General features: G+C 42.7%; 17 protein-coding genes. 1 reads left to right on the top strand and 16 read right to left on the bottom strand.

What is annotated here, in order from left to right; genetic code table 11:
- Window positions 1–108: 108 nt before the first annotated feature.
- The 4 genes from DOT_RS00880 to DOT_RS00865 form a co-directional block, all read right to left on the bottom strand.
- Complete coding sequence (locus tag DOT_RS00880) at window positions 109–840, bottom strand: phosphatase (RefSeq protein ID WP_009612893.1); 732 nt, start codon at window positions 838–840, stop codon at window positions 109–111.
- Between the two features lie 88 nt (window positions 841–928).
- Window positions 929–1,507, bottom strand: a complete 579-nt coding sequence (locus tag DOT_RS00875) for a hypothetical protein (RefSeq protein WP_009612892.1) — start codon at window positions 1,505–1,507, stop codon at window positions 929–931.
- Window positions 1,508–1,631: 124 nt separating this feature from the next.
- A complete protein-coding gene (locus tag DOT_RS00870) occupies window positions 1,632–2,495 on the bottom strand; it encodes an ATP-binding protein (protein ID WP_009612891.1) in 864 nt (287 codons plus the stop codon).
- 50 nt (window positions 2,496–2,545) lie between these two features.
- Window positions 2,546–3,310 (bottom strand): DnaD domain protein, encoded by a 765-nt coding sequence (locus DOT_RS00865; protein WP_009612890.1) that lies wholly within the window; start codon window positions 3,308–3,310, stop codon window positions 2,546–2,548.
- A 226-nt stretch (window positions 3,311–3,536) separates the two neighbouring features.
- Here DOT_RS00865 and DOT_RS00860 point away from each other — a divergent pair, with 226 nt between their 5' ends.
- Complete coding sequence (locus DOT_RS00860; protein ID WP_009612889.1) at window positions 3,537–4,127, top strand: HD domain-containing protein; 591 nt, start codon at window positions 3,537–3,539, stop codon at window positions 4,125–4,127.
- A 7-nt stretch (window positions 4,128–4,134) separates the two neighbouring features.
- On the opposite strand, the gene DOT_RS00855 is transcribed toward DOT_RS00860, so the two are convergent.
- The 12 genes from DOT_RS00855 to DOT_RS00800 all read right to left on the bottom strand — a co-directional run bounded on the left by DOT_RS00855 (window position 4,135) and on the right by DOT_RS00800 (window position 20,273).
- Window positions 4,135–5,871 carry an MBL fold metallo-hydrolase gene (locus DOT_RS00855; protein WP_009612888.1) on the bottom strand — a complete coding sequence of 579 codons (1,737 nt, stop codon included), beginning with the start codon at window positions 5,869–5,871 and terminating at the stop codon, window positions 4,135–4,137.
- Between the two features lie 189 nt (window positions 5,872–6,060).
- The gene (locus tag DOT_RS00850; RefSeq protein ID WP_009612887.1) at window positions 6,061–6,699 is read right to left on the bottom strand and encodes a response regulator transcription factor; all 639 of its coding nucleotides are present in this window, start codon (window positions 6,697–6,699) and stop codon (window positions 6,061–6,063) included.
- On the bottom strand, window positions 6,674–7,837 hold the full coding sequence (locus DOT_RS00845; protein WP_009612886.1) for a sensor histidine kinase: 1,164 nt from the start codon (window positions 7,835–7,837) through the stop codon (window positions 6,674–6,676). Before DOT_RS00845 ends, DOT_RS00850 begins: the two co-directional genes overlap by 26 nt.
- 110 nt (window positions 7,838–7,947) lie before the next feature.
- Window positions 7,948–8,874 carry a hypothetical protein gene (locus DOT_RS00840; protein WP_009612885.1) on the bottom strand — a complete coding sequence of 309 codons (927 nt, stop codon included), beginning with the start codon at window positions 8,872–8,874 and terminating at the stop codon, window positions 7,948–7,950.
- A gap of 239 nt (window positions 8,875–9,113) precedes the next feature.
- Window positions 9,114–9,914, bottom strand: coding sequence for a methyltetrahydrofolate cobalamin methyltransferase (locus tag DOT_RS00835; RefSeq protein ID WP_009612884.1), 801 nt, complete (start codon window positions 9,912–9,914; stop codon window positions 9,114–9,116).
- 116 nt (window positions 9,915–10,030) lie between these two features.
- Complete coding sequence (locus DOT_RS00830) at window positions 10,031–10,990, bottom strand: acetyl-CoA decarbonylase/synthase complex subunit delta (RefSeq protein WP_009612883.1); 960 nt, start codon at window positions 10,988–10,990, stop codon at window positions 10,031–10,033.
- A gap of 15 nt (window positions 10,991–11,005) precedes the next feature.
- The gene (locus DOT_RS00825) at window positions 11,006–11,767 is read right to left on the bottom strand and encodes an AAA family ATPase (RefSeq protein ID WP_009612882.1); all 762 of its coding nucleotides are present in this window, start codon (window positions 11,765–11,767) and stop codon (window positions 11,006–11,008) included.
- Between the two features lie 24 nt (window positions 11,768–11,791).
- The gene (locus DOT_RS00820) at window positions 11,792–13,702 is read right to left on the bottom strand and encodes an ASKHA domain-containing protein (protein WP_009612881.1); all 1,911 of its coding nucleotides are present in this window, start codon (window positions 13,700–13,702) and stop codon (window positions 11,792–11,794) included.
- Between the two features lie 111 nt (window positions 13,703–13,813).
- A complete protein-coding gene (gene acsC, locus DOT_RS00815) occupies window positions 13,814–15,139 on the bottom strand; it encodes an acetyl-CoA decarbonylase/synthase complex subunit gamma (RefSeq protein WP_009612880.1) in 1,326 nt (441 codons plus the stop codon).
- Between the two features lie 93 nt (window positions 15,140–15,232).
- Entirely contained in the window at window positions 15,233–17,398 is a 2,166-nt protein-coding gene (gene acsB / locus DOT_RS00810) for an acetyl-CoA decarbonylase/synthase complex subunit alpha/beta (protein ID WP_009612879.1), read from the bottom strand.
- A 16-nt stretch (window positions 17,399–17,414) separates the two neighbouring features.
- The gene (gene cooS, locus DOT_RS00805; RefSeq protein WP_009612878.1) at window positions 17,415–19,433 is read right to left on the bottom strand and encodes an anaerobic carbon-monoxide dehydrogenase catalytic subunit; all 2,019 of its coding nucleotides are present in this window, start codon (window positions 19,431–19,433) and stop codon (window positions 17,415–17,417) included.
- A gap of 75 nt (window positions 19,434–19,508) precedes the next feature.
- On the bottom strand, window positions 19,509–20,273 hold the full coding sequence (locus tag DOT_RS00800; protein WP_009612877.1) for a P-loop NTPase: 765 nt from the start codon (window positions 20,271–20,273) through the stop codon (window positions 19,509–19,511).
- Window positions 20,274–20,356 lie beyond the last annotated feature (83 nt).

Genomic DNA, 20,356 nt, shown 5'->3' with positions numbered 1-20,356 from the left:
CGTTTATAAGATATTTTACGCAAATTTTCGCCTCTATTCCGAATTTTCTTTTAAATAGCCATTACTTTATTCTGGATTGCTTTTACGGTTCGTTCAAGCAATTCTTCATTAAGTAATATTTGGGCGATTTTTACGGCGAGTTGCTAAATAATCTAACACTCGCTCAGCCGAAGTATTGAGAACTTGCTGCTCAGAGATTCCTACTTCGTGAACTAAATCGAGGGCGTGGCTAAATTCACCGACCCGATCCCAAAAATGAGCATCACTTCCTAAAATGACGGGGCCTTTGTATTGCACCATGTATTGGGCAAAGCGCCGACAATTCCCCCACGCTCCTTTTTTTTCTTTGGCCAGTGAACTATTATTAATCTCGACCGGGATATTCAGTTTCGCAGACATGTGAGCAATACGTTCCAGATCAAGCTCGAAATCTGGTCGTCCAGGATGAACCATCATATCTGTATAGGGATTCTCCATTGCTTTGATATATGCCTGGGTATTTTGTTCAGTTGTTCCCCCAGGGTAACAGATAATATGAAGTCCAACAAGAACAAGCTTCATCTTCGATAGGTAGCGAATGGGCATATCTAATTCCCCATCATGGTTTATGATATTGGCCTCTACTCCTGGTAAGATTCTGACCCCGTAAAGTTCTTCAGGGAGGATCGCCAAGTTTCCAAAATGATAAAGATTAGGGGCGCCCGGCATACTAGGACCATGGTCTGTCATGCCAAGTAATTTGATTCCTCTATGAGAGGCTGCTAGAGCATTTTCAGAAATAGTACTATAAGCATGCCCGCTTGATATCGTATGCGTATGTAAGTCTACTTGTATATTCATTGCCAAAACACCTCAGCATCATTATAACCTTTATGAAACAAAATACAAAAAATAAGTGCTAATAAAAGCACTTATTTCCCATAAATAGTTACTGCCTCTTTATGGCAACTGGGGCTTTGACCGTAGAATCAACAGTAAAACGAAAACTGGCTTCAGTAGCCTGCACTACACCCCCCTCAGGATTGGGTTTAATGCGTAAAGTCATTAGATGCTGCCCTACCGTTGCGCTTTTCCCTAATGCATCCCCTAAAACTTTAATTTGCCGAAAAGCTACCCGTGCAGTGGCCCCAGGTTCTAGAGCAGGTAAGGTTCCGGGTGATATAACCTTTTTCGTGTCATCTCCAACGAGTGACACTTGTAATTCTACTGGAATATTTGTCATTTTGTTAGCCGTTGTGTTTTGAACTGTTGCGATCAGATCAAATGTTTTAGTAGTGATCACTTGTGCCCCTTTTAATGTTACACTCCCATAGGTGAGATCCTTTACTATTGAGGCTGGTTCTACCGTTACACCGAGCATTTTAATTTCAGGGACTTCGTTGATTTTGCTTACACTTGCATCTGAGTTATGCCAAAGTGAGAATCCGAGAAATCCAACAAGGCAAATCACGAAAGCACTGGCGACCATGGCAAGGTATTTGCGGTTTAGCGCAATAATTTTAGTCAAAACTGAACACCTCCAATTAATTTGAGATTTACTCCTTAAAAAAACGTATGCATGTCCTCTTACAGACATGCATACGTTTCAAAATTTATTTTTCATATTAAATTAAAATTTGTATTATATGTTATTATTTTGTCCCTTCTCGTTCATCATACATTTGATGGCGGATATCTTCTTCAACAGTCAAGCGAAAGATTCGTGAAGACTGAATTATCCGGGATGTAGTACGCACCCCAATATAGTCTTCCATTTCATCAAGAGAAAGATTTGATGTTATAACTGTGGGTAGTAGCTCATTCATTCGGTAGTTAATAATTGAATAAAGGCGATTTCGTGTCCAATCAGTATAATTATGTGCTCCTAAATCATCCAGAATCAGAATTGGTATTGTTCGAGCTGTATCCAACAAATCCATTTCATTTACTTCAGACTTATACGATGCTCTTAGTTCATCCAGTAGATCGGGAACCACTATGAATAGGACCTGCAGCTGAGCTTCTATCAATTCATTGGCAATGGAAGCAGCCAGATAGGTTTTCCCTGACCCAACTGGGCCTGTGAACAGCAGTCCGAGGCCATGAGGGTTCTGTTGGCATTCATTAACAAAGCTTTTGGCTGCATTTAAGGCCTTCATTGCCCCTTCACGATGTGTTTGATCTTTCATTTCCGATCTGTAATAGTCAAATCTAAATTTTTCCAGGCGACAGTTCTTCAGCACTCGCGAGATCCGGGCATGCCGAAATTGATTTTCCATTCTTCTCATTTTCATGCAACTGCAAGGATAAGCCACATCCCCGTCCAGTAAGATTCCTCGATCTTGGCAAATAGGACACCTGAACGTTTCAACTGCATTTAGATGATCTGACGTTGAATGGTTTTCGGAAGAAGCTATGTGGGAACTCGGATTGTTATTAGGTGCGGAATTTAAGTCTGTATCGAACGTTTTAGCGGGTAGGACATTGCTTTTTAAAATATCTTTTACACTTTTCATTTTAAGTAATTTCCTCCTCAAAAATCAAGCTGTATCTCAACTACGCCGCCTTACAAATAGAACTTTTCATATTTATTAGAGGTGGTCTTGGGAGTCTGACTCTTAGACTTTGTTGCCTTTTTCTCTTGGCGGGACTGAAAATATGCGTCTTCTGCCTCAATTTCTGCTCGCGTACGCAAACCCTTTTTTTCCCATTCCCGAAGTATCGAGTCCAAATAGCGAAAGTTTCGAATACCAGCACTGACGCCTCTTCTTAAAGCTTCAATAATAAGCTCTTCAGAATAATTAGATGACAGCCAACGATCTAAGTTTTCACACTCTAAGCGGGTAAGCAAGCGGCCAAGTTCTTGCTCAAATGTACGAACTAAGTTTTCAGCTGACGAGTTAATTGCTGTAGATGTCGGTTGTGGTGACGATTGACTTTGTTTTAGACTGCGCTCTTCTTCCAGTTGTTGCGAACGTTCAATGGCCCAGAGTTCGGCAAGTTCGTCGATTAGACCAACAAGACTATAACTGTTGCTCCACTTTTGCTCGCTAGAATTCCAGTACCTTTCAATCGCCAAAAATTTCCGTTCCACCAATCGACCTACTACCTCTTCAATATCTGCAGGAGAAGCAGTCATGCGCCCAGCTAAGGTGGCGATTGAAGGATATGGATTAGTTTCAGCTTCACATAAGATCTGTATTAACACCATCATCTCTGCATCGCTTAAACCGATCTCTGTATAGTGGGTTAAGAGATATTTCGGAATTGCAATGACACCGGAAAAGAAAAGAGCCTGTGTAAAGCTCCCATAAACACTTACTTTATTCATTGACGTTCACTCCCTATGCAGCCACCAAAGAAAATATTCCTAAAGTATTCTCACTTTTTGTGTATTATCCTTCCACGAAAACAAGGCACTAAGGATATATTGGCTATAAAATGTTATATTTTTAAAAAAATGGTATAAACAGCTCGATATGTTTTCCTTATTTTGGCAGGAAATTACAGCTCTTATGGCGTATATAGTTTGCAAACGAATCTAAGGAGGACAAGTCATGGACTTTCGGCAAGAGCTCATCCAAATAGTAGATAAATCAGGTGCTCATCCAGCGTGGGGCGTTAAACATTGTTTTAGAGTCTATCATCTGGCCAAAGAACTTTCTAGCCACTTAACCTTGGATGATGAAGTACTTTATGCCGCAGCTATGCTGCATGACACGGGAAAATATCCTGTCTATGCTCTCAAAAACGTCGATCACGCATTACGTTCCAAGGGAGTTGCGGCAAATCTCCTCCAACAATTGATGTTCTCGCCGCTCAAGTTGCCTATAGTTTTAGATGCTGTTGAAAACCACATGTATTACTCAGAACCGGGTCGGAGCGATGAGGCGGTCTATTTACGCGAATCAGATATATTGGACAATTTTGGAAATATAGGTTTAATGCGTTTATTCAGTCTGGTTGGGCAAGATGAATTAATTCAGACTCATGAAAACGCCATCGACCGAGCCCGCCTCTTTGCTGATGCCCTTCCAAACAAAGTCACTACCAAAGCAGGCAAGCGCTTGGCGATAAAGAGGCGGGAAGAAACCCTTCGCTTCTTAGCCGGTATTAAACGCCAAACCTTAGAATATGCTTGGCTTTAGTAATGCTTTAGTGCCGTGTTTCCCGTTCTTGTTCTTCAAGCCAACGTGTCATACTGTCCAGAAGATTTACCACTCGATCAAAATCGCGGGTCCGTTGCCCCTCATCAATGAGCTTCTTAAGATGGTGGCGCAATCGAATATAAGCTCTATTGACTTGAGCGCGAGATAAATGAGCTTCTGACGGTTTAAGGCGTTTGGAAGTAGGCAGGACGGGCTGATGCAGTACTTTAGCAATCGGTTTTACTGAAGATGGTTGAACATTCTCTTCATTAGCAGGCAGTGTTACACCCTGTGTTAGCCATTCCTTTTGAGGGGCGTGCCGAACGATTTGATCGGACATGAATTCAATCGTTTCTCCTAGTTGGGGGATAAGAGGAGTTTTCCCAAACGTTTCTTGAATTTTAGAGGAAAAGATCGTTTGGGCATCCGGTTCGCCATGAATAAGAACGATTTGCTCTGCATTCTTTCCAAGAAGTGAGAGCCAATAAAGCAGTTCTGCTTGATCAGCATGAGCGGATAGGCCATCCATATGATTTATTCGGGCTTTAACCGCAATTTTCTCTCCATGTATGGTTACACTGTCCACACCCTCTGAAAGGATTCGTCCGAGTGTGCCTTGAGCCTGATACCCTACAAAAAGAACGGTAGCCTTCTCCCGCCAAAGATTGTGTTTAAGGTGATGCTTAATGCGCCCAGCGTCGGCCATGCCGCTAGCAGCAATAATAATCGAACCGCCTTCAATCTCATTAAGGGCCATCGAATCCGCAGCTGTTAAACTGAAATGAACGTTTGGCATATTTAGAGGGCTACTACCCTGTTTAATAAGTTCCTGCGTTTCCGAGTCAAAATTGTCGGTGTTTTCTTGGAATATTTTTGTTGCCGCGATAGCTAAAGGGCTGTCAATGTAAACCGGCAAAATAGGTATGCGATGTTCGTCCTGTAACTTACGGAGATAATACAGAAGGTCCTGAGTTCGTTCAATGGCAAAAGCAGGGATAATCAAATTCCCACCAGCTTCATATGTCGTACGAATTGTTTCAGCAAGTTGTTCAGCACGATCTATTTTCTTCTCATCTGCGGTTCCAGCATGAAGACGATTCCCGTAGGTTGTTTCCATAATGACAACGTCAGCTTCACTTAAAATACTTGGATTTTCAATATAAGGTTGGTTAACATTTCCGATATCACCAGAAAATACGATAGTTTTGCTGAAATCCAGCTCTTTGATGTGGAGCACAACATGTGCCGAACCTAGAATATGTCCCGCATCATAGAGTTGAAAAGATATCGTCGGAACAATATCAACTTTTTCTTGATAAGGTATAGCATGAAAATATGGAAGGGTATCAAGAGCATCTTGAACGGTATAAATCGGAACGAGGGGTTGAAGTCCTGCTCTCGCTCGCTTTCGGTTCTTACGCTCCACTTCCATCTCTTGAATATGACCACTATCGGGCAGCATTATAGAACATAATTTAATCGTTTCAGCGGTAGCCCAGATGGTTCCTTTGAAACCAGCCTTAATTAGTTTAGGCAACATGCCAGAGTGATCAATATGGGCATGGGTTAACACAACAGCGTCAATGCTCGCTGGATTATAGGGGAAAGTATCGTAATTTAACTCTTTAAGCGCTTTAGATCCTTGAAACATGCCACAATCAATTAAAATACGTGATTCACCTGATTCCACAAGGTAAGATGATCCTGTAACAACTTGTGCAGCGCCAAAAAAGCTAATTTTCATTGAACATCCTCCAAAAATACGTCTTAATAGCTCTTCTTAAGGCAAACTAGATCAGAGAAAGCTTACAAGACGCCTTATTTTATTTTATGTTATGTCTTAATTTGACTATTTAATCTTATAATTATAGCATTATTCTACTCGTTTAGCTGGTATTTCGCAATGGAAATTACCCACCCTATATTTCAGCCTTTAGTCGAGCTGAACAAATTTAAGTTTGACTGCTTTAAGAGCCGCTTGAGTACGATCCTCAACTGCCAATTTACGATATATGCTTGAAAGATGATTTTTCACCGTCTTTTCACTAATGAATAAGGCAGTTCCAATCTCCCTGTTAGAAGACCCTCGTACCACATAATGGAGAATTTCCATCTCGCGCTCACTGAGTCCACAGGTGTTTTTCAAAGGACTTGGATGGGTAAATTGCTCTAGCAATTTACCCGTAACAGATGGAGATAAAATTGGTTCACCCGCATACACCTTGTGAATGGATTGAATCAATGTCTTTGAGTCCACATCTTTCAGCAAATAGCCCGCCACCCCAATTTGAAGCACCTGGAAGACTTTTTCATCCGAATCATCAACGGTAAGCACTAATATACCTATTTCAGGCCGTTCACGGCGAATAACTCGACCCGCTTCTAAGCCATTTACCCCGGGCATATTGAGATCCATTAATAAGATATCAAACGTCGTATTGCGTGCAACATTTATAGCGCCTTGACCATCACCTACTTCAGCAACTACTTCAATTCCATCTTCAAATTCCAAAATTCGGCGTAGTCCCTCTCTTAAAAGTGGGTGATCATCGGCTATCACTATCCGAATCATGTTGTCTTTCCTCCTCATGTCTCGATGGAATTGATAGTTCGATCGTAGTCCCTTTCCCTAAGGTAGATTGAACAGAAAAAAGTCCAGAGAACATTTCAACTCGTTCGCGCATTCCAATAAGTCCATAATGTTCCCCTGAAACAGTAAAAAGGGAGTTCACTTCAAAACCAGTACCATAATCTTGAATTCGAGCAATTGTCCAATCCTCTTGGTAAATTAACGTAACATCAACTTTTACCGAGCGTGCATGCTTCGCAACATTGGTCATTCCCTCTTGAATTAAGCGAAAAATGGCTACTTCCATCGCTGGCAAAACTCGTTTTTCCCGGCCTTCAATCCGAAGCTCACAAGTTATGCCATAGTTTTCCTGAAAGTTCTTTAGGTATTTAGAAATAGCAGGTAAAATCCCCAAATCATCAAGAGCCATTGGACGAAGATCGAAAATGATCCTGCGAATATCTTGTAGATTTGAGCGAACTAAATCCTTAAGGTCCGTGAGTTCGGCTTTAACTCTACTTGGATCTATCTCAAGTAACTTTTGGGCAATTTCCAAACGTAAGACAATATTAGCCAGCGTTTGGGCAGGACCATCATGTATTTCCCTTGCGACACGACGCCGTTCTTCATCCTGTGCTCTAATTACCCGTAAACCCATTTCTTGTCGTTGTTCGTGATTATGAGCTTGCAAAGCCTCCACTATTCCACCTTGCAATAAATTAGCCGCCATGCTCACCTGAGCCATCAGATTTTCGGCGCGTTCGATCGTCACTTGCATCTGTTGTAAGGAACGTTCCAAATCATCTCGCCGCTTCCGCAATTGCGTTTCTTGGCCTTGCAAAAGCTGTAGATTGACCTGAGCATCTTTTGCTTCTGCATACGCCGCGATCATATCTTTCTCTGAGTATTTTTTGTATGCTCGACTTACTTCCATCAATTTTTGACGCATACGCCGATCTATTTTTTCTTGAAAATCTACTTGACAGATGACTTCCGCGATATCAGTTTTAAGCTGAGCAAGTTCATTAGTCAGCCGTTGTGTCTCAGTCCGCGATGTTTCAGCTATAAAAAAGATCTCTTCTCTTCCTGTTTCGATCGCTGTCAAAGTATTTTTTAAGATCCTCTCCAACAGATCAGACACAATTATTCCTCATTTCCGGGTCTGGTTTACTTTACAAATATACACCTCCTGACTATTTCGACAAAGAACTAATATTTCCTACTTCTACTCAATAAAAAACCTTTTAAGTCTTATATTTTAGAACTTTTCCCTAAACGCTGCATTTGTCTGATTCCTCGCTCTAATCTACGAGGGAACGATAGGTCTTCCGAACTACACATGAGGACCTTCCATCCCTCCTTTGTCAAATCTTCAATAATAGCAGGAGTCTCTTTATCTAAGACATAAATCAGAATGTTATCGACTTTAGCCAATAAGGTTAAACCCATTATATTCACATTCCAAGATATCGAGCTGTTGGGGAAAAGTTTGCTTAGGACGCGTTGTAGAGGGCCCTCCTGCTCAGTCACTTGAGAAGCACACAACACTTCATAGGCCCTGGGGTTAATTGAAAGCTCGATCTCAGATTCAGCCGTGTTAACGTTTTCGACGTTAGGTATAAGCTCTATAGAATTAACATCAATATGAATTGTTTCATCTACTTCAAGACTCAGAAACTCATTTTCGCTTTTTTGAATATCCGGGTATGTGATAACAGAGGCAAACGCAGGAAGTGCAATTTCAGTCAGAGACTCTTCATTTAGTGATTCCTCTGGTCCGCCTACTGTTTGGTCTTGATCTTCGATTTGTTTTTCTTCATTAATTTCAATTGCAGAAATTGAAGTATCTAAGAGTTCACTATTGTGTGAATCGATCGCCTTCAACATACCTTCGCGTAGCATTTTGTTCATAGTATCCTGAAACGATGGAAAGTTATTAATAACACGAGCGTCTGGAAGCTGTTGTTCGAGGAGCTGTTTAAGTCCATCCTCTAGATATTCTGATGGAAACGTTGAAATTCCCTGGAGTAAGGATGTAACCTTACTGACAATTTGACAACCCCTTTGAAATTCCACCTCTGAGTCTACCCCATTTAATAAACATACCGTAAATACTTTTTCTGTGATTTGGTCAATCCATTCTTCAATTCGAGGATCATTATGAAAATACGTTTCCAAAATTATCCACCTCCAAATTATCTATCATTTGATAGCTATGCTTCTCGCCTGTCCAGTATGAATCCTCATAGGAAAATCCTTTGAGTTTAAAGAATAAAAGGAAAAAGTGCCTCAGAAATTTCTAAGGCACTTTTCTTCTTATTAATATGACTGTAAATACTATTTGGGGCAAGTATTTACATTTACACTTACATCAAACCTAATCATGCTAAACTTAGCAATGCGACAGACGTAAGATATTAACGTGCGCGGAAAACTTTGAGATAAGAATCCGCATAGATGCTTCTACCAAGCAAGATTTGAGTTGTAGCAGCAACGTCGACAAGATCATCATCATTGGCATTCATAATGGCTGCGTCAAGTCCTGCTCCAATAGCCATAGCCAGGTAGGTGCGATTGAGTAAATTACAAATACTCGTCGGTGATTTTTGAGATACGTTTGTTAAGCCAAGAACCGTACGCGGTGCTGGATCAGCGAGTTGCTTAATTTTGCGTAAAGCTTCGAGAACTTGGAGCGCATGCTCTTGAGCAACGTTAACAGGAAGAATCAATGGATCAATGTAGAGATCTTCCATTGGTAGACCATATTCGTCTGCAGCTGCAACTAATTCCATAGCAAAAGCTACCCGTAAATCATTGTCTAAGGGAATACCCTTTTTATCCATGGTCAAACCAACAACCCCAGCATTGTAGTCAGCGGCCATTTTAAAAACTCGCTCCATTTTTTCTGGTGTTGCATCAACGGAGTTAATAATAGCTTGCCTCTTACAAAGTTTCAATCCTGCTTCAATAGCATCATAGTTTGTGGAGTCTAAGAGAAGTGGAAGTTCGGAAACTTCTTGAACTACATTAACCATCCATTGATAAGCTTCTGCACGCTCTTCTTTCGGAATAGCAGGCCCGGAATTCAGGTCAAGGTAGTGAGCTCCTCCTTCTTCTTGCTTAGTGGCCCAAAATTGTAACGGTTTTGGGTCTTTAGCTTTTAGAGCATCTCCAATATCAGTGTACATCCCATTGATCCGCTCACCAAAAATAAGCATTGTCATTCGGTCACGACCTTTCTTAATTTTAGTTTTTATAATGACTTAAATGATGACGTAATTATCCAAAAATGAGTCTCACATTTTGAATAATAATTGATAGTTTGAGCAGAAGCTTAGACACTCATCAATTCGTCGATGTTCTTTTTAACTACTTTCACTGCAGCTGGGTTACGCATCATAATAATACTGGCTCCAACTTGCATCAAACCAGAAGCAGTTAATGATTCCCAAAGTACGGCACGATCATCAAGATCTCCCCACTGAGGATTTTCATCAGCCGACGAATTGGATTCTTTGGTCCGATTGGCCTCATAGCCAACGGAGCAGAACATAGGCATGGCGAGCATTTTGTCATTTCCTAATGCTCCTAGGCGTGCACGTTCCATAATTGAATAAGCATACTCAATACCAAATCCAAGACCTGCAATTAGAGGGTCAATAACAATCTTGTTTAATGGCAGCCCCATTTCATTGATCAAAATATTAAGCTGTTTACAAATATTAATGTCGAGAGGCGACTGCGCAATCAAAGTGTGTTTATGAACCATTGCAGCAGCTGCATAAGTCTTATAGGTTTCTTGCTCAGCAACACCGATCAAGAGGTTTTCGCCTGTTGCTGCTTCAGCGACGGCCGCAATAACTTCATTGTCCTTTGTTGAATCGCCGCATCCCACAACAATCAGCGGAACTCCAACGGCTGCTAAAACTTCTTTAACAACACGAGCGCAATCTTCAGGTGAGCGATTTTCACCATCAGGATCTGCTCCAGTCAGTTTTAAATAGATGAGGTCTGCGCCAAAATCATCAACGCATTGTTTAGCCCAAGCCCCTGGGCTATTGAAGACATCTCCATATTGTTTGGTAAGCGTTTCATTCCATGTCGGGGGAATGTCGTTGACCTCCATAGCGATTACTGGACGGTTAACTTTTCCTTCAAAGTGCAGAAAAGGTAAGGCGGCATCCCCACCGATAGTCACTGTGGAGGTTCTCGTTCCTCCTTGTTCAGAAGTTGCGCCGAGTATTACCTCTCCAATTTTACCTGAAAATCTTTCTTTTACGATTGCAACGGACATGAACTTCTCTCCTTTCTAGTTAAAGATTCCGGCACGGTTCAAAATGCTCTCCACAGCCTTGACCGAGACGGCATCCTCAGGCAAATCGAATAATGGTTTGCCTGCCAAGTCATATTCAACAACTAAAGGATCTAATGGAATATCTCCAATTACACTTAGCTCTGTACGTTCTATCTCTTCGCTTAAGGATTCCATAGTACCTTCACTAGTTTTTGTTACTATCAAGTGAAGATTACTCACCGCGGACTTAAGTCCCCGAATAAGTTCATGTACTCGTCCCGCTGAGCGAATACCTCGTGCTGAAGAATCACTGACTACGAACATCTCATCAATACGAGGAATGGTACGTCGGCTGATGTGTTCCAGACCAGCTTCAGAATCCACAACCACAAAGTCATAATTATCGCCAATGTTCTCAATATATTTGCGTAAAAGATCATTGGGATAGCAGTAACAACCTGCCCCTTGTGGACCACCCATGACGAGTAAGTCGATATCCTTAGTCTCTACAAGCGACTGCTGAAGTTTATACTCTATAAAGATTTGTTTAGGCATCCCCTCAGGAATCGCTTTAGGATCTTTAGTCTGTTCAAGCAATTCTGAAATAGTAGCAGTGACAGTTAAACCCAGAGCTTCTCCAAGATTGGCGTTTGGGTCGGCATCAACAGCCAGAACTGAAATCCCTCTCTTTTGATGAACCATTTGCCTTAGTAATAAAGCAGTGAATGTGGTTTTCCCTACTCCACCTTTACCAGCTACTGCTATATATTTTGCCATGAATCTTACCTCCATTGTTACGCATTAAGTACAAGATGGGAATAGAGAGAAATCCGTATGGGGCAAAAACAGAGCGGAAACATATTCATCCATAAATGTCGGTCCAACCGAAAGCTCTACATAAGTCATTTTTTGTCCCAAATCTTTCGCTTCACGCCATGCATTCTGCGAAAGTAAGGCAAGACGAGCTCCTTTGATCGAAGAATTTCCGATAAACTGATAGAGTTCCTCTTCGAGATCTGGAAGCAGTCCAATTTGAATGGAATCCTGCACATTGAGGTAATTACCGAAACCGCCAGCAATAACGATCCGGCTAATCATTTCCATCTCTACAGAGACCATATTCAATAACGTTCGGATACCTGCATAAATGGCCCCTTTGGCGCGGATAGTATTTTTAACATCATTTTCTGTGATGACAACATCTTTTCCCCCGCCAGCTTGATCAGCCCACGCTAGCACGAATTCTTTGTCATCTGAAGTTGCCCGTAGCCGCGCTGAGTTTGCAGGATGTCCCATCTGGAAATTTCCGACGCGATCAATAATTCCCGCTCCCAATAGTTTGGACAAGCAATCCACAAGTCCCGAACCACATATTCCAACGGGGAGGGTTTTGCTAATAACCTTGAGTGATACATCCAAGCTATCAGGATCAATAACAACTCGTTCAATGGCTCCTGGCATTGCCCTCATGCCAAATGTGATCCCGCCACCTTCAAAACTTGGGCCAGCAGAACAAGCACAAGAAACGAGCCAATCCTGGTTTCCAAGCACTATTTCTCCGTTTGTACCTATGTCAATGAAGAGAATAATATCTTCTCCATTAGCTAGGTCCGTGACTAATGTCCCAGAAACAATGTCCCCGCCGACATAACTTGCTACCGAAGGATAACAATGCACCAAGGCATCAGGTAACATATGAAGCCCAATGTCTCGTGCAGGGATAGAAGGAACGTTAGCCATGGTAGGAATATAAGGTTCTAACCGAATGTAGCGCGGATCCACGCCGAGAAACAATTGAGTCATTGTAGTATTTCCGGCAACCACTGCTGATGAAAAATCGGTATTATTCAAAGATTGACGTGCAAGTATCTTATCAATAAGTTCGTTGATGGTTTCAACAACAGCGATTCGAATTTCCTCTAACTGCTGTTCATTTTCAACCGCATACACTATGCGAGTGATAACATCATCACCGAATTTTGCTTGTTTATTATAAGATCCCTGCTGATCTATAATCTCTCCGGTCGAGAGATTAATTAGATAAACGACAACCGTAGTTGTACCAATATCAATCGCCAGACCATACGGTGGATTGTCATTTCCAGATTCCACATGGGTGACTGTAATCCCTGATTCAATATCTGTTAGAGTAACAGACACATCCCAATTTGCTCTGCGGAGTGCTTCGGGAAGATGTTTAAGGACTGATAAGGGAATATCAACTGGCTTTTCTCCGGTTTTTAGGACGCGGCGAATTTCCATGCTCAAGCGAGACCAATCACTCGTGTTTTCCGTCAAAGTCGGAGCCGAAAGTGAAATCCTCAGCTTCGTTGCGAGTGGCTGATGCCCGAATTTCTCGAGTAAATCATGGTCGCTTTCTTGTAAGAGCCCCTTTTGAACATCACCCATCAAAACCTGATGTTCTTTTAACCGGGATTCCAGAGGCACCTCAACCGTCATATCCCCTTGAATCATGGTTTGACAAGCTAGTCGAACCCCTTCTGAGATTTGTTCAGGCGTCAAGTTCCCAGTCCCGGTCACCAACGGTTCCCCACTTAAAACGACAACTTTACAAGCACCGCAGGATCCCTTACTACCGCATCCTGATTTGATAAATATCTCGGCCTTAGCGGCTGCTTGGAGCAGCGACGTACCGGAATCCACCTCAATGATGCGGTTTTCTGGCATGAATTTAATTTGAAATGGGGGCATCGTTGTCACTTCCTTACTCTACCTTAGAAATCCCTCTTTACAAGCTATGCGAAAAGACTCCTTGCATTGCTCTCTTTATCTTACTGTGGCGGAATTCAATCCAACCTGTTACTATTTTAAAGTTTTTGCGAAAGCAACAATTCCGCTGGATTCACGAGGACCGACAATAACATTCCAGCCCGAAATCTCTTTAAGTTTGGCTGTGACTACAGCGACATACCCCGGGATAATAACATTTTTGTGTTTAAGAATATCGGGAACACCTAATTTTTGCATTGTTTCCCAGATTAACTCTGGCTCGTATTTACCAGCCGCGTAGGCAGTGAGCACCGAGGTTCCTTCAGTATTAACTGGGATAATGTAACTAGGAATTTTGGTGGATTCAACTTCACCCTCGACGCTGTAGTAGGTTAAGGAGAAATTCGTTGTGATATACAATGGTGAATCCTCGGTTACTTCGCCAATAGCATACAGTTTTTCCTCGACTTGAATCGGTTTCTGAGGATCAGTATAAAGGTTTTGCTTGAGTGCCATTAGAGGCAAGAGGTGTGCTTTAGCACTAGTTTTTAAGACAATAGCACTTGCATATTTACAAACGTAAACAGATGCCTCCATAATTTCATCCAGAGGATTTTCATGATTGGTAAAGACTATGACAGGGTAACCAAACGTACGGAATTTCTTCTTAATAGATAAACGGCGCAGTTGAGTCAGATCAGCTAACTGTTGAGCTGTACCTTTAGTGCCAGGATCTAAGACAAATTCCTTATAACCCAGAGCTACCGCTTTTTCAACAAGATCACTTAAGGCATCAAGGCCATCTGCTTTTAGAATTACAGGAACAGAATTTTCTTTACCAATATTAACAACTGCTTCATAATTATCGGCATTTGCCTCTCCAATAAGAGGCTTACGAGCTGCCAACGGAGCTACAGCAGCCTTTAATGCTTCGGGGTTATTACTGATCAAGAGCAGTGATTTCTCAGTGCCTGCAGCCACAGCAGCAGCAACTTTTGCAAAGCGAGCAGCATCTCCAGATTCATTAACTACAGCTACACCCTCGACGGAGTAGTGAAGTCCAACGCGGTCAAACTCCAAGCCGTTGATTTCAGCTAGTTTTGCACTCACTTCGTCATCTGTTAGGGCATCAGACACTTGAATGATAATGGTTGTTTCGTGGTAGAAAGTCTTGTCATGGCGATACATTACTGTTTCATCCCCCATAACAGAACCATTACCAAATTTGATGGCCTTGATCGGAGGGGCAGATGCGGACTCCAAATTCTCCCGAGCAGCATCCGTAACATATGGGCAGGTGTCCAATGCAGCTTTGCCTGCAGCCAATGCCATGGCAAAAGCTAGACAAGTTGGTACGCCACACTCTCCGCAGTTTTTCTTGGGTAGTTGTTTATAAATTTCTAAACCTGTTAGAGCCATTTTGAAACCCCTTTCTAAGTTAATTTAGTAGAAGTAGGCATTCTGCCAAGGCCTTAGATACATAGAAGTAGACCTTGGCATCTTGCGAGCTACTTACATTAGTGGATCAAGATTAAAGCAAGGATGTCCGTTTTCTTCGAGGAACGGTGTGATCTCTTCTGTTGTCGTTCCGATGGTTTCATCAGCGATCTTATCAATAAAGTCTTCGCCTAAGCCTTCGTCGATGCAACGTTGTTTCAAATCCTCACGCAAGAACTCTTTCAATTCTTTTGGCATCCAAATGATACGAGCAAGTCCGCCATCAGCAGGAATAAATTTCTTACTGACTAAATATGTGCGGCCAATTCCCATAAACCCAGGAGTTTGATATCCACCACCGCATGTTCCGGCTAACGTAGAGAAGGACATACCGCAGGGAGTCATACCACTGTGTTCACGGGTGGTAACCATAATTCCATTGACTTCAGGAATGATGGCCATGATAGCCTCAAAGCAACCGCAAGAGGTCATCGGTTTATCCATAATTGTATAGAGATTTACCTCTTCTAAGGTGTTGTTGGATGTTGTATATAAATAATCGTTACAGCTCTTCCACATACCTTTTAGATCATCGATCGCCGGTCCTTTGGGAATTGGTTGGTTTGGTCCGGTGGGCGCAATCTCAAATGATGCTTTGGCATCTAACCAACTAACGGCTCCGCACAGACCAACCCGTTCTGGAGTAACAATACAAACGTGGTTAGGTGCAAAGGATTGACAAAGCAAGCAGGAGTAGAAGTCTTCGACGGAATCATCTGTCAAGGCCCTCATCCGATCGTCACGTTTACGATATACTTCGCGGGCTTTGACGAGGTTTTCTTCAACTGCAGCCTGATCCGTATAGAGAACAACTTCTACTCGGTCGATGATGGCCGGGAATTCCTGTTTCAATTTTGCCATCAGGAGCTCACCGATGTGTCTTATTAAGAAACCTTTAGCTCTCGCATCTTTGGAGATCCGAACCCAACACATATCCCGTTGAGCAACGTGCCAAATACCTTCTCCATAGTTTGTAAAGTAGTGAATTCTACGCTCCAAAACGCCTTCAAAATCATCTTGCATCTTACGACCATACACGTTAACCACAATACCCAAGGGCATTTTGGTTCCCTCTGGAACGGTATCAATTTCAGGACCGATGACAGTGATCTGACCATCAGTGATTTCATCAGGTCCTACTGAATGAACAAGTTCGAAAGAGGTAGTACGTCCGCCACCGAATTCAACATAGGTGTCTGCTTTACGGATGGTTTCTCCCTCAAAAGCAGGTCCGAAGTTTACCGGAATCGGGATATCGATACTTGTTAATTTAATTCCGCGAACTTCCATAGCCAACGGAACGATTTTTTCATAGTCTGGCTCAGAAATATACCAATCCGGGATTTGCTCCTCTTCAGTAAGTGGTTGATCCGTCAGGACTGGGAAGCCCATGAAGATCGCGCCCATCGAAGCGGCAATTTTGACATCATCCCGCTCGCCGAGATTAAGGACAAAGGCCAGTACCCGACGTTTTTGGTAGTCAAGATGCTTTTCCCTGTCTCCAGGAGCAATTCCACCGAATGCAAGACCTGCACGGAAGGCATAGTTAACTGCATGAATAACCTGAGTAAAGTTTCCTACGGGGAATGCAATGTAATCTTCCCCAATTTTTACATTTTCTTCGAGGCACTGCTCAATGACCTCATCGCAAAGGAAGATCATAAAGCCTTTATTCATGAGGTTTTCTACAATTTTCTTGGCCGCTTGAGAGTCTTTGGCCCGCCCAAGAATAACAGCAACACCAGGAATGGTCCAGTCCACCATCTTAATCCCGTGTTTACGTACAATAGGATCGCCTAAGAATCCGGTCCAAGGTAGTTCCTTAGGGTTATCTCCACGGAGATAACTGATTGTCTCAATAACCTCTGCGGCATATAGAACTGATTCACCCCAAAGCTTTGAATTCTCTACGGTAAGTTCAGTACGAACTTGACTACGTAAGCGGTTCAGGATGGGAACTAATTCACCCAGGGTCGTAACTTTCTCTCCCGAAAGGCACATGATGACCGGGAGGTGATAGGCGGTATCTGGATAACCAACGATTTGTCCCTCACCAAAATCTTTGATCGCGCGATTCAACAGAATTTCTGCATAAGTCATTGCGATTATCGTACCATCGTAGGCTCTACGCAATAATTTTTTTGGTTCCTTAACTGCCTCTTCGATAATTTGTTCAGACATAACTCTTCCTCCTTTCTTACCAGCCTTGCGCTAGCGCAGTTTCAAATTTTTCCGCAGTTTTTCTATGAACATTAAGTTTCCAGGTCCGATACTCAAGAGCATTCAAGAGTTTCTGGGCACCAACGATAGGATCTACTTCTAATATGAAGTTTCCACCAAAGACGTCATGCGCGATTTGGGTCGTAACTCCATAGACAAGATCACTACCCTCAACAGGAGGCATAGCTCCGACTTGAGTTGGGAATCCTAATGTTACACACCAAGAACCGATCGCAACCGCTTTTTCATGCATAGCTTCTGGTGCAGAGGCAGCAAACGGAACTTTAGGAATATCTACACCGAGTTCATTAGCCATTGCGACAGCTAGATCTGCGCCACGGCTGTTATCCACACAGGAACCGACATGGAAGACTAATGGTAGGCCTGTCGACAATTGTGGGTTGGCAGCTTCCAGCATTTTAATGAAGGATTTGAGCCCTTCGCCAGCATAAGTGTCAACAGCTGCAGAGTTCATCAAACCGAATTTGGCAATAGCTCCAGCAGAGCAACCAGTGGCGATGACGAAAACGTCATTTTTGACAAGTTCTTTCAGAACTGCAATGTGACCTTCATCTTGTGGACGTTTGAGATTGTTACAGCCAGCCATGAGAACGACTCCTTTGAGTTGTCCATTCAGGATAGCATCTGTCAGTACAGAGATCGGACGGTCAGGGTTGACCTTGGAAAGAATATCTGTAATCGCTTCAAGACTGAAACCTGCAACAAGCTTATGACGTTCGTCAGGAATGCAGATTTTCTTAGGATCCCGTTTCTTGAATGCTTCGATAGCAATTTCCACAAGTTTCCTAGCATCAGCCATAGCTGTGGCTGTATTGAAAGCAACGTGTTGGGCATTAGGCGTTTTCATAATACCTTCAGTTGTGATGACCTTAGTATGATAACATTGTGCAAGTGTTTGTACTGATGGGTAAATACATTGAATATCAACAACCATCGCTTCCAAAGCACCCGTCAGGATAGCCATTTCCTGCGATGCTGAGGAGGTTGCCAAATAAACACCTTGGCGCATGAGAAGTTCATTACCAGTACAGCAAATCCCGACAACATTGACTCCTTCAGCTCCTGCTGCTACAGCTTCTGCCGTCATAGCCCGTGCCGCAGCAACAACCATTTCACTCAAAACAGGGTTGTGTCCGTGGACTGCAATATTTACCATCTTAGGATTGATTACTCCTAGATTGGCTTCTGAGACGATAGGTTGCGGAACACCAAACATAACGTCACTGAGTTTTGTTCCGATATATTCTCCGCCTAAGTCGGCAAGACAACACTTAAGACCGTGGAAGATAATATTTACAGGATCATTGTCAACGCCCATGGCGGTTTGAGCAGTAATCTCACAAACAGAGCGGTCAATGGCTGTTGGCATGATATTGGTTTGCAGGAATTTTTTACGTCGGCCTTCGGTCATAAAAGAGTTTAAAAAGGCCAGTGGTGTATCCTGATACCGACCGAAATCGGCATATCCAACTTCAACAACGTCATGAAGGATTTCCTTATCTGTACGATTTACAGTGTCAATCCCTAAATCTTGAGCTAATTTTTGGAGTTTAGCAGGTGATTTAATTTCATAATCCGGAGCATGACCCTCAAGCATAGCATGAGCAGTATGCAAGACATGGCGTGCGTGCTCTGAGTGAGATGCAGCCCCTCCTGCAATCATTCGAACTATATTACGGGAAACAATGGTATAAGCAGATGCTCCGCATACACCACGACTCCCAGGACCCTCTTCTGTCTTAACCCGACAAGGTCCTGCCAAACAAATCCGACAGCATATTCCTTTATATCCAAACGCACACTGTGGTTGTTGAGCAACTGCACGGTCAAAAACCGTCTCTATTTTGCTTTCCTGTGCCATTTTTAACACTTGAAGTGCGCCTGGGTCGGTCGTACGAATGGGATTCTTAGGTTCAAAGTATCTTGGTGCGTCCGACGGCCGGGCGGTATGGGTTAAATCCCGATATCTAGGCATGTTACAACCTCCTCTTTTTTAAGATCTCTTTTTCTTATACTCTCAAACTTTTTCTGCTAATAACGAGAACCTCTTTCAACTCCCTTCATCGACAATTTTTTGGTAAATAGTATTTAGCTGAACTCCCAGAGACCCTGTGGGCAACTCTTCATTGCCAGTATTTATGGACATTTCCAACAGTTCCTCACTGTAAGGAATGATGCCAATAAGCTTTTCTGAGGAAAAGTGGTCTCTAAGAAAATTTTCTTCTTTCAAGTTGCGGACTTTATTACCAACGACAACCACGTGTGGAATACCTAACTCAAGGGCGAGTTTTTGAATGACTTTTACAGTTTGTACGCTGACTTTTGACGGCTCAGTTACAATGACCAACACATCAACGCCAAGTGCCGTCCCTCGGGTGAGTTGTTCAATTCCTGCTCCCATATCTAAAATGACGGTATCTTGTTCTCCAAGAATCAAGGAATTGATCAAGGCTTGGAGAAAGCTGTTTTCCTTACAATAACAGGAGGTTCCTCCCCCTTTGATGTTCCCCATGCGGAAAAAACGTAGAGTTCCTATGGGCACACTATAGTCATCTAAGATATCGTCCACTTGAGGATTAAGCGGGTAATATGTTCCACTGCCTCCCATGCGTTCTTCAATTAGTTCTTTCATGTCGACAATGGGTTTTAGATCTGCAAGAATACCCTCTGAGATCCCCAGGACTGTCCCCAGACTGGCATCAGGATCCGCGTCAACCGCCAAAACAGTGATCCCTTTTTGCGATAGCCAACGTGCAAAATTTGCTGTGAAGGTGGTTTTGCCCACGCCACCTTTGCCCGAGATTGCAATTTTCAACGGCCACAACTCCTTATGGGTATTTTCATTAGTCCAACTCTTACTACCAATTTTTCTTCTTACTAGTGTATATTCTTTTTTTA

Source organism: Desulfosporosinus sp. OT, from assembly GCF_000224515.1.
Classification (GTDB): Bacteria; Bacillota; Desulfitobacteriia; order Desulfitobacteriales; family Desulfitobacteriaceae; genus Desulfosporosinus.
The sequence above is the reverse complement of the archived record's forward strand: the minus strand, read 5'-3'. Positions and strand labels throughout refer to the sequence as shown.

Bases quoted from the DNA above. Each gene is read 5' to 3' on its own strand.
- DOT_RS00880 (WP_009612893.1), bottom strand. From the start codon at position 840: ATGAATATACAAGTAGACTTACATACGCATACGATATCAAGCGGGCAT.
- DOT_RS00870 (WP_009612891.1), bottom strand. From the start codon at position 2,495: ATGAAAAGTGTAAAAGATATTTTAAAAAGCAATGTCCTACCCGCTAAA.
- DOT_RS00865 (WP_009612890.1), bottom strand. From the start codon at position 3,310: ATGAATAAAGTAAGTGTTTATGGGAGCTTTACACAGGCTCTTTTCTTT.
- DOT_RS00860 (WP_009612889.1), top strand. From the start codon at position 3,537: ATGGACTTTCGGCAAGAGCTCATCCAAATAGTAGATAAATCAGGTGCT.
- DOT_RS00855 (WP_009612888.1), bottom strand. From the start codon at position 5,871: ATGAAAATTAGCTTTTTTGGCGCTGCACAAGTTGTTACAGGATCATCT.
- DOT_RS00850 (WP_009612887.1), bottom strand. From the start codon at position 6,699: ATGATTCGGATAGTGATAGCCGATGATCACCCACTTTTAAGAGAGGGA.
- DOT_RS00835 (WP_009612884.1), bottom strand. From the start codon at position 9,914: ATGCTTATTTTTGGTGAGCGGATCAATGGGATGTACACTGATATTGGA.
- DOT_RS00830 (WP_009612883.1), bottom strand. From the start codon at position 10,990: ATGTCCGTTGCAATCGTAAAAGAAAGATTTTCAGGTAAAATTGGAGAG.
- DOT_RS00825 (WP_009612882.1), bottom strand. From the start codon at position 11,767: ATGGCAAAATATATAGCAGTAGCTGGTAAAGGTGGAGTAGGGAAAACC.
- DOT_RS00820 (WP_009612881.1), bottom strand. From the start codon at position 13,702: ATGCCCCCATTTCAAATTAAATTCATGCCAGAAAACCGCATCATTGAG.
- acsC (WP_009612880.1), bottom strand. From the start codon at position 15,139: ATGGCTCTAACAGGTTTAGAAATTTATAAACAACTACCCAAGAAAAAC.
- acsB (WP_009612879.1), bottom strand. From the start codon at position 17,398: ATGTCTGAACAAATTATCGAAGAGGCAGTTAAGGAACCAAAAAAATTA.
- cooS (WP_009612878.1), bottom strand. From the start codon at position 19,433: ATGCCTAGATATCGGGATTTAACCCATACCGCCCGGCCGTCGGACGCA.